General features: G+C 63.2%; 9 protein-coding genes and 2 pseudogenes. All 11 read right to left on the bottom strand.

Annotated elements, in window-relative coordinates:
* Nucleotides 1–129: 129 nt before the first annotated feature.
* Nucleotides 130–641 (bottom strand): annotated as a pseudogene (locus AB3X99_RS33215) (polyphosphate kinase 2); the annotation flags it as partial.
* A gap of 53 nt (nt 642–694) precedes the next feature.
* Nucleotides 695–982 carry a CBS domain-containing protein gene (locus tag AB3X99_RS33210; RefSeq protein WP_368619346.1) on the bottom strand — a complete coding sequence of 96 codons (288 nt, stop codon included), beginning with the start codon at nt 980–982 and terminating at the stop codon, nt 695–697.
* A 469-nt stretch (nt 983–1,451) separates the two neighbouring features.
* Complete coding sequence (locus tag AB3X99_RS33205; protein WP_368619345.1) at nt 1,452–2,102, bottom strand: BON domain-containing protein; 651 nt, start codon at nt 2,100–2,102, stop codon at nt 1,452–1,454.
* Nucleotides 2,103–2,152: 50 nt separating this feature from the next.
* Nucleotides 2,153–2,806 carry an NAD(P)H-dependent oxidoreductase gene (locus AB3X99_RS33200; protein WP_368619344.1) on the bottom strand — a complete coding sequence of 218 codons (654 nt, stop codon included), beginning with the start codon at nt 2,804–2,806 and terminating at the stop codon, nt 2,153–2,155.
* Nucleotides 2,807–2,877: 71 nt separating this feature from the next.
* Nucleotides 2,878–3,529, bottom strand: a pseudogene (locus tag AB3X99_RS33195) (BON domain-containing protein).
* Between the two features lie 78 nt (nt 3,530–3,607).
* The gene (locus tag AB3X99_RS33190) at nt 3,608–4,186 is read right to left on the bottom strand and encodes a F0F1 ATP synthase subunit gamma (RefSeq protein ID WP_368619343.1); all 579 of its coding nucleotides are present in this window, start codon (nt 4,184–4,186) and stop codon (nt 3,608–3,610) included.
* Nucleotides 4,161–4,511 carry a transposase gene (locus AB3X99_RS33185; protein ID WP_368619342.1) on the bottom strand — a complete coding sequence of 117 codons (351 nt, stop codon included), beginning with the start codon at nt 4,509–4,511 and terminating at the stop codon, nt 4,161–4,163. Before AB3X99_RS33185 ends, AB3X99_RS33190 begins: the two co-directional genes overlap by 26 nt.
* A 721-nt stretch (nt 4,512–5,232) precedes the next feature.
* A complete protein-coding gene (locus AB3X99_RS33180; RefSeq protein WP_368619354.1) occupies nt 5,233–6,180 on the bottom strand; it encodes a lyase in 948 nt (315 codons plus the stop codon).
* A gap of 536 nt (nt 6,181–6,716) precedes the next feature.
* Nucleotides 6,717–7,619: a CopD family protein gene (locus AB3X99_RS33175; protein WP_368619341.1), complete on the bottom strand. Its 903-nt coding sequence runs from the start codon at nt 7,617–7,619 to the stop codon at nt 6,717–6,719.
* Between the two features lie 2 nt (nt 7,620–7,621).
* A complete protein-coding gene (locus AB3X99_RS33170; protein WP_368619340.1) occupies nt 7,622–7,987 on the bottom strand; it encodes a copper resistance protein CopC in 366 nt (121 codons plus the stop codon).
* Between the two features lie 17 nt (nt 7,988–8,004).
* Nucleotides 8,005–8,904 carry a hypothetical protein gene (locus tag AB3X99_RS33165; protein ID WP_342949694.1) on the bottom strand — a complete coding sequence of 300 codons (900 nt, stop codon included), beginning with the start codon at nt 8,902–8,904 and terminating at the stop codon, nt 8,005–8,007.
* Nucleotides 8,905–8,998: the final 94 nt, after the last annotated feature.

The following is an 8,998-nucleotide window of genomic DNA, read 5'->3' as shown; positions in this document are numbered from 1 at the left end:
TCCTTGACGCGCGGTTGACGAGCACCCTTACTTTGGCATACGCAGACCGACGCGTGCCAAGTCTCCCGCGCCCGGTCCGTCACTTCCACGACGGCCCGTTTCCGGGGGGAGGCGTCCATACCATCTGCTTAACAAGTCGTTGATTACGTTGAGCCTCGCGGCTTCTTGTTATTCGAATTCACGACGAACCATCGCGAGAATTCGGTGTCGGTTGCGACGAACATGTCATCGCGCGCTCTCGAGTAGTCATACCAGCGGTGATAGGACTCAAGATCCATCGGGGAAAGCTTCCACGTCTTGCGCGCGTCGTGAATGCGCGCCTCCAGACGCCGCGTCTGTTCCTCCTGGCTCACCTCGAGCCAATACTTAAGCAGAATCACGCCTGAGTCGATGACTGCCTTTTCGACGAGCGGCACGTCTTTCAGGAACGACCTGAACTGGTCGTCCGTACAGAATCCCATGACCCGTTCGACGCCCGCGCGGTTGTACCAGCTGCGACCGAATATCGCCACTTCGCCCGCGGCCGGCAGATGAGGCAGATAGCGCTGTACGTACATTTGCGACTTCTCGCGCTCCGTAGGAGCCGGCAGCGCGATCACCCGAAAGATGCGCGGACTCACTCGTTCGGTGATCGCCTTGATGACCAGGACGCAATCGAAACGCTGCGCGCGCATACCAGGCTCCCGGGCGCGGTTCATCTGGCCGCTGCCTCACGCTCGCGCGCGCCGAGTGCGTCCTTGATCGTCAGCACGAAGCGGGAAACCTTCTCGACCGCCGCGTCGGCACGCATGTCTCGCGCGGCAATCGCACAGGTTGAGATCGGCGCACGCCGTGCGAGCTGCAGATCGTCGAGCGAAACGACGCCGATCAAGCCGCCGTCTTCGCCGGTCACGGGCAACCGGCGCACACCATGCAGGCGCATGCGCTTCGCGAGCAGCCAGATATCGTCGGCGCCATCTGCGACCAACGCGGGTGTCGACATCACGTCGCCGGCTGTACAGCTCGCCCGCCTTCGCGTGCGGGCTCACCACGGCCAGCACGATGTCCCGATCGGTCAGCACGCGGAGGGGCACGCGCACGCCCATTTTGTCTTGCACCACCACCAGATCTCCGGCGTCCAGCGCGCGCATTCTCGCCCCGGCTTCGACGATGGATGTTTGCGGGTCGCAGGTGGCGACTTCGCGTGTACAAAGCGTGGCAGCGTTCATTGCACATCCTTCCTTACGGCGAGCAATTGTTCGCACGAGCCAACGTGGCTCCCCTCTTCACACACGAGTGCGAACGGGACGCCCGCGCTCCCGGCATGCTGGGGCAAGAGGTCCGCCACCAGCGCGTCACCGAACCGGTGGACAGCGAGAACGCCTGCGCAGACGATGGCCGAGGCTGTCACGATGCCGAACGCAAGGCGTTCAAACCGGCGGAAGAAGTGATACATGGCGGTGGCCCCTGGTTCATTCGACGCTCAGAAGGTTGACGATCGTGTGCACGCCCGGCGTCGCCTTGGCCGCGCCGTAGACGAGCTTGCGCTCGGCATGCGAAGCGACCTTTCCGGTCAGGATGACCGTGTCCCCCTCGATCTTGATGTCCACGTGCTTCGCTTCCCGCTCGCCGTGGCGCCCGATCGCGGCGCGAATTCCGCGTGCGATGTCTTCGGCCGAGGTCGCGCCGCGAATGCGGATCTTGTTGTTCACGCCCGTCACACCGAGCAAATGCGCGATTGCTTGCTGCGCGGCGTGGCTCTGATACCCCCAATCGCACTCGCCGAGCAGCGTGACGCAGCCCTTCTCGACCTCGACCTGTACGTCCAGGCTGTTGACGCCGACGGTCCATTCAAGAATCGCGCCCGCCGTATTCGCAATGTCTTCGTCGCTGCGCAAATCGTGCAGCGCCAGACGCACCTCCATCTCCACGACGATCCCGCGCACGCCAACCACCCGGGCGGTCGCCCTCTGCACAGCGACCTTGGCCGCATAGCTCGCCGGATGCCCCGACAGCGTTACTACGCCGTTCGACACCTCAACGCCGAGTGTCGCCGGCTGGATCGACCGGTCGCATGCGACCTCGGCCTCTACGTCACGCTTGAGTTCCAGATCCGATTTCATTGCAGTCCACTCCTCATTTCGCCCCGCTGCCGTTTCGTTTCAGCCAGGCTTCACGCCGCCGGTACCGAAGCGAAATGTCCGCGAACGAATTCACGCACCCGCGCGAGGTTGGCGGAGGCCGTAGCGGGTGGCATTGCCGGGCCGACTTCGTCGAAATGCAGGTGCCCGATCACATCGAAACCGGATGCGCGGAAAACGTGCGTGTCCTGCAGCAGCTGCATCGCTTGCCACCGGCCGTCCTGCACAAACGACGCCAGTGGAGCGGCCGAGATCGTCACCACGACAGCGCGGCGCCCCGACAGCAAGCCGTGCACGCCGTCCGGTTGGGTCTCGTACGCGAAGCCCCGGCTGAACACGCGGTCGATATATCCCTTCATCATCGCCGGCATCGCCATCCACCACAGGGGATAGACGACCGTCACGACGTCCGCGGCAAGCACGTCTTTCTGCGCGATCACGACGTCGGCCATGCGAACGTGCACGTCGCTTCCCTCGGTCAATTCATCGGCGGACAGCACGGGATTGAACCCCAGGCGGTACAGGTCATGAATACGCACGTCATGGCCCATGCGAACCAGTTCCCCCAGATAAGCACACGTGACGCTCATCGTGAAGCTGTCTTCCAATGGATGCGCGATCACGATCAGATGTTTCTGCATGGCGGTGGCTCCTTTTAAAAAAAACCGCTGCACGAACAGGTTCACCGTGCGCGCGCCAGCCGCTATCCGATTGACACACGTCAATCATGCGAGGATCGTCCTGCCCGTTCCCCGATTTACTCGACGACCAGCTCGTCCACGACGCGGCGCACGCCACACGTCGCCCAGGCGGCGCCGCATGCCGCACGCCAGTCACGCAACGACGAAACCTTGCCGCTCAGCGTCACTACGCCATCCTGGACCGTGACATGAATGCCCGCGAACTCCCGCTGTGCGCGGCGCGCCAGAGCCGCCGAAATATGCTCGGCAACGTGAGCCACGGCGTCGCTGTTGCGCACGGCAATCCGGTTGACCACGCCCATCACACCGTGCATGCGGCTCACCACTCTCTCTGCCAGATTGCGTTGGTTGCCCCATTCCACGTCGCCAACGAGCGTGACGCAGCCGCGCTCCACCTCGACGTGAACCTGGGTCTCGGCGAGACCCGCCTGCCAGCGCAGTGCAGCCATGATGGCTTCGGCAAGATCGACATCCGAATGCTGAACCCTGGGCGGCAGGGAAACCGTAAGGTCAATGACGACTGCCCGGCATCCGGCCACACGCTCGACAGCGCGCTGGACGGCCATTTTTTGCGCGTAGCCGTGCTACCGTGCCCGATATCGTTACGATACGGTCCTGAACACCGACATCGACGCGCGAGACATCCACCTCAGGATCCCACGCGAGTTCGCATGTCACCTCGTCTCTCAATACTTCATCGGATTTCATCACCGCCTCCTGGCGAGCGTTCTGCTCGTTGCGCCGCTTCAAGCATCGCTCGGCGCAACGCCGCGCAGCTGATGTCGATCAATTCATCGCGCGCCGCGCCGCCTCACGTCCCGTGGTCAGCTCGACGATCTCCGCGGTGATCTCGTCCTGGCGCATCGCACGATGCTGTTGCGAAAGGCTGGCCAACGGCTCTTGCACATTCGTGCGCGCGGCGAGCCCTGCGCGTACGCGTGCCTCGTTCTCGGCGGCGAACGCGAGCATCAGCGCTTCGCACAGTTCGAGCGACACATAAAGTTCGACGAGCCCCGCCAGAAGCCGCACGGGCGTCACGCTGAGTACCGTGCGAAGCTGCGCTGCGAGTGTCAGGGCGTGTAACCGGCACGGTGAGACGACACCGGGATCGTCGGTAAGTGAGTTCGCGCAGCGGATCGACTCCAGACGCGTTTCGGTCAGTCGAGGTCGCCGGCAGTTATGCGAATGGAAGAATGCCTCAAGAATCTTCAGATGAGCGTGCCTGACCGCTGATAGTGTGGGCCACCGGGCAATAAAGTCGCAGAACAGCACCGTGTCGATATGCTCGAACCATTCCAGCGCCTGCGGATAATACTGCTTGAGCGTATTGCACAAGCGATTAGTGAATCGCACCAACCAGTTCACGTCGCTGCTCGATCAGGGTCATTAGGGAACGCATGCTTGCGCTCTGCGGTCTGAGCGGAGCAAATCGCTCGGGATGGCGCAACAGCAGCTCGAGTGCCAGTCCAGCATCGGTGGGATCGTCCTTGGCTCCGCTCGGCTTGAATGCCTCACGGTACCTGACGAGCGTCGATGGATTGATTGGGAACAGTGTGAAGAAGTCGTACTTTTGCAAGGCGGAGACGATCAGTCCCTGGGCCAGTTCCAGGGCAACCGCGATCGGGCCGCCAAAGCGCTGATGTAACGACTTCGCCCATTGATCAATTGTGTGGCCTGGTGAGGAATGCAACTGAACTCGCGTCTCTTATCCTCCTACCGCCTGCAGGCAGATATCGTGTTTGGTGTCTGCCCAGTCGATGCCGACATACGCAGCGAAGTGCTGATCCGATAGAGGTGACATGTGAACCCCTGAGAGTGATGGGCGGTGCGACGGCGAACCCTGAGTATTCGTTGACGAGCGCAAGCGCACCCGCGGACTCGAAGCTAAAGCGGCAAACGTCCAGGCGTTTGGGTCGACTTATTCGTAGCCCGCGGGTGCATGTTCCGCCTGCACTGGCAGCAAGCTGCCAGTGCAACAAGTATCAACGAAAGCGGAACGGACTATCTATATCGGGTCGACGAACGTCGACCGCGTTGCGCAGTGATCGGCCACAAGGCGACGCACACGCTCGCATCCGCAACGACCGCAATCCGCGTCGTAGCAGACATTCATGCGAGCGCATGACGGCGGAAACAGTCGAGCCGCCGGTCAGTGGCACTCACAGGCTGCCTGTCAGCAGCTAGCGTCGCCCGCTGCGGCCCCATACGTACCGTACCCACCGATGCCATCGGCTTTTAGGCGTGGGCGCGTTGGGCGCGGGCTGCGCTTCGCGATCCCGCTGGACGGATTTGCGTACCTGTTCGTGGATCTGCCGCAGCGTCATGCCACCAGGACCCTTCAGTTTGTCGGGATCGGAATCGGAATCGTCTGTCATTGGAGGTGCCTGGAGAGAACAACGGTTGCAGTGGTCTCACTTGCTGCCGTCAATCGTTGCGCTGGACCGGTAGCGCAGCAGATGATCCGTGCCAGACTCCGACAGCCAGACTTCTCCCGGCCGGCCCATCATCTGGCGTACGTTCGCGTGTGGCCGCGGCAGCACAAACGTCTCGAATCGTTCGGTTCTTGGGTCAAAGCGCACTAGCGCATTAGTGCTCCATTCGCTGAGCCAGACGATGTCTCTGTCGTCAACGAATATCGCATAAGCATGCGGATCGGAGCCCGGGAGTTTCCATTCGCGCCACCGATGCGTCGCCGGGTCAAACACTCCCACCTTTCCTGCGTTCCACTCGCTGATCCAGACGCGTCCTTTTGAATCGGACCATACCCGGCGCGCTCCCTGTTTCGGTGTTGGCGGCTCGATGACCTCCGCCGCGCCGCTCACCGGATCGATGCGGCCGAGGTAGCTGCCAGCCAATGACGCGAAGTACAAGCTGCCATCAGGGGTGACACATATGCCATAGGCGCCCGGCCCTCGCGGCGCATCGAACACGCGCATGCTGCCGCTGCGCGGGTCAAGCTCACCATAGATTCCGCCTTGTCCGGTAAACCAAAGGTGCCCCCGTTTGTCGAAGACCGCCGTGTTCAGGTTGGCGTTCTGTCGGTCTTCAGGCAACGGGAAGCGCGCGACAGCGAGTGTCTTCGGATCGACGCGTACGATCGCGTTCAGCCCGCCGTCGGTGATCCATGCTGCTCCATCCGGACCGACGATCACGCCGTGCGGCGCCGATCCGTTGCCGAGCGGGATCCGCTCGGTCTTGCCGCTGCGCGGGTCCAACCTTCCGACTGCGCCTTGCGCCTGCGCGGTGTACCAGACGGTGCCGCCAGGCTCTGGCGCGACATCGTGCGGTGCGCTGCCGGAGGGCACAGCAAATGAGTCGAACGAAAGGGACTGAGCCTGCGCCGAACCTGGTGCCAACATCGCACCAACAAGAACCGACGCAACATATCGGAAGAAACGGGATGCGTTAATTCCGTTCACCGTCGCGCAAACCGCTGTATTTGCGATGTGAACCACGTCCGCCTCCGTGACGGGATATTGCTGGCACTAACGCGTGCTTATTGTGGCACTAACCGGGAGAATTCTCGGCCTGGGCGCAGACAAAGTGTGTGACAAGAATTTGTCCGCGATTAGCAGGCGGCTCGATGGGCGCGCAACGACGCATGGCGAACTGAGCAAAGGGGCGGCCACGCGCGCGGTGGCCGTCTTATGAGGGCGAATGCGTGAATTCGGCCAGGAACTGACGTTTGCCATCGCCGCTACTCGGCCATTCGAACGGCTGTTCTACTCAATCGGCGGACCTTCGAGGTCGGAAAGCATTAGACCCGTCATGGGCCAACGCGGCGCGTTCCCTGGGCCATGGACAGGGGAGCCAAGGCGATACCCAATGCACGCACCGTGGATGGATACGAGGCGTCGCTGCGATGGACGTCAGGCAAATGCGAGGGCTGGCGTCGTCAACCGCCTGCCGGAGGTGTATGGCCCAGCACGGCAGCGAATGCGAGAACGGCCAACATGGCGAGCGCTTCTACGGATAGCCACGCGTTGAAGCGCTCTTGTGCGGCCATGAACGCCAGGCCGTCCTGCTGCGCCCGCCCGCGCAGATCGGGCAGAACCACCAGCCGGTTCCAGCCGCCCAATGCCACGGCCGCTGCGACACACACGAGTTTCGCCGTGAATATCCGGCCCCATCCCATGCTGAGAAACGGGACATTTGCCTGCGCGGTGTCCTGCATCACGTTGTAGAGAGCGGTGACCAACACGACGACAAGCGCAGCCGTCGCCAAATGCGATAGCTCGTCGCAGAAGTTCACCCTTTCTTCGGCCGCTACATGAGCGGTCGGCGAGCGCCGGAGCACGGCCGCCGCGACGATCACGCCGCCGGCCCAAAGCGCCGTCGCGCACAGATGCACGACGTGGATCGCTTCTCGCACCGAGAAGTCGCCCGCGTCGGCTGCGTGGCTGGCTGCGGCCTTGCCCGCCGCCCACGCGACGAGGCCCGCGGCGAAGAGAGGTAGGCCGCGACGGTCGAAGAGGCGGCTCAGCGTCGCCAGCAGCGCGCCGCTGAACCCAACCGACCACGCGACACCGTAGTGCGACTCCGTGAGCACGGCCATGACTGCGGGGCCGGCCTCGGCAAATGGCGAGCCGCTCATCACGGCGGCCTGCAGCCAGAGGTATGCGAGGCCCGTGAGCGCCAACGCGAGCGCGAGGCCCGCCTGCCAACCGCGCAGTGTGGCCGGCGCGCCCATACCGCTCCGCTTCCCCATCACGGCGCACGCGAGGGAGCCCGCAGCCGTCGCGAACAGCACGTTCTGCACGGCTGCCACGGCGGTCTGCGCGGCGACGAGCGGCTCCATGCTCACTTCACCGTGAACGTGTAGTGGCCCTGCGTACGGTGCCCGTCATCGGCTACGGCAACCCACGCTACCGTGTACTCGCCCGACGTCAGCGTGTTGAGCCCAACGGACATGTGCTTCCTGTTCGACGGGGCGACAACAGCCTTGCCGCTCGTCACGGACTTGCCCTGCGCGTCCGTGACGGTGATCGAGCTGAATGCGGGTTCGAGTCCGTCGTCGAAGTCGATCGCGACTTCCTTTTGCGGGCCCGTGACGGTCGAACCAGCCCCCGGCGCCTCATGGATCGGGTAGGCGTGCGCCTGCGCGAGCTGACAGGCAGCGATCAAGAGCGCGGCAACGGCGCCGCGCGCGGTCGTATGCAGTTTCATGAAGGATTCCTCATAGGTCAGAACAGCGGCTTGCCGATCGAGTTCGGGAAAATGTCGTCGAAGTAGATATGGGCTTGCACCAGGATACCCGTGTGCGTGCCGGTCGCGCGATTGACGGGAATCTGTGCTTCGACGCCGAACTGCCCGTAGCGATTGATCCAGATCACGCCGGGGTTGATCGTGCCCGTCGTCTGTCCGGCGCACGCGCCTGCCGTGCAGGTGCTCATCGGGAATTCGACGACGGGAATCAGGTTGCTGAACGGCTGGGGCAGCCCGAGATCCTTCACCTGCTGTTGCAGGTACGGAATGCTGTACTGCAGCGTGACGCCCCAGCCGAGCGAGTTCGGCCCCTGGTCCGATGACGCGGTCGTCAGATTCGGGCCGATCGTGCCGGTGATGGCGAACGGCCGCAGGTAGCCGAGCGACGCGGGCAGGTCGCCGAAGCCCTTGCCGAAATAGACGGTCGGGGTGAAGGTCGAAAACGGGTTGGCGATCGATGTGGCGCCGGTGCCGCCAAGCGTGGCAAGCAGCCCGACAGACGCCATGAACTCGTGCTGCGGGTTTGCGTAGACGAGATATTTGACGCCGAGCGTGAAATTGTCCCAGCCCTTCGCGTTGCCGTCCGGCGAGTTCAGGCTCGCGTAGTTGCTCGCGACGCTGAACGCGAGATTCTTCGTGATCAGCTTGTCCCACTCGTACGACACCGTGTTGATGTTCGTGTCGTTGCCATTGCTGTTGGGCGTCTTGATGTGGCCGTACTCTAGGTTGAATTCATCGCCGACGCCGGGATCGTCGACCGCCAGCGTGGCAGGGAATACACGATCGCCGACCACCGCGTGGGCCGACGCATCGACTGAAACCAGGCACGGCGCAAGCGCGCACAGCGCTGCGGCACCCCGTTTGAGAGTGGTTCGCATATCCAGATCCTGATCGAATTGTGGTGAGGCGCCCTCGCACGCGGCCCCTGGTGTGGACGAGGAAGTCCTGGCAGGCTGGCGCAGAGCAGGTGCG

It is taken from the genome of Paraburkholderia sp. BR10882 (assembly GCF_040948855.1).
Lineage (GTDB): Bacteria > Pseudomonadota > Gammaproteobacteria > Burkholderiales > Burkholderiaceae > Paraburkholderia > Paraburkholderia nodosa_A.
The sequence above is the reverse complement of the archived record's forward strand: the minus strand, read 5'-3'. Positions and strand labels throughout refer to the sequence as shown.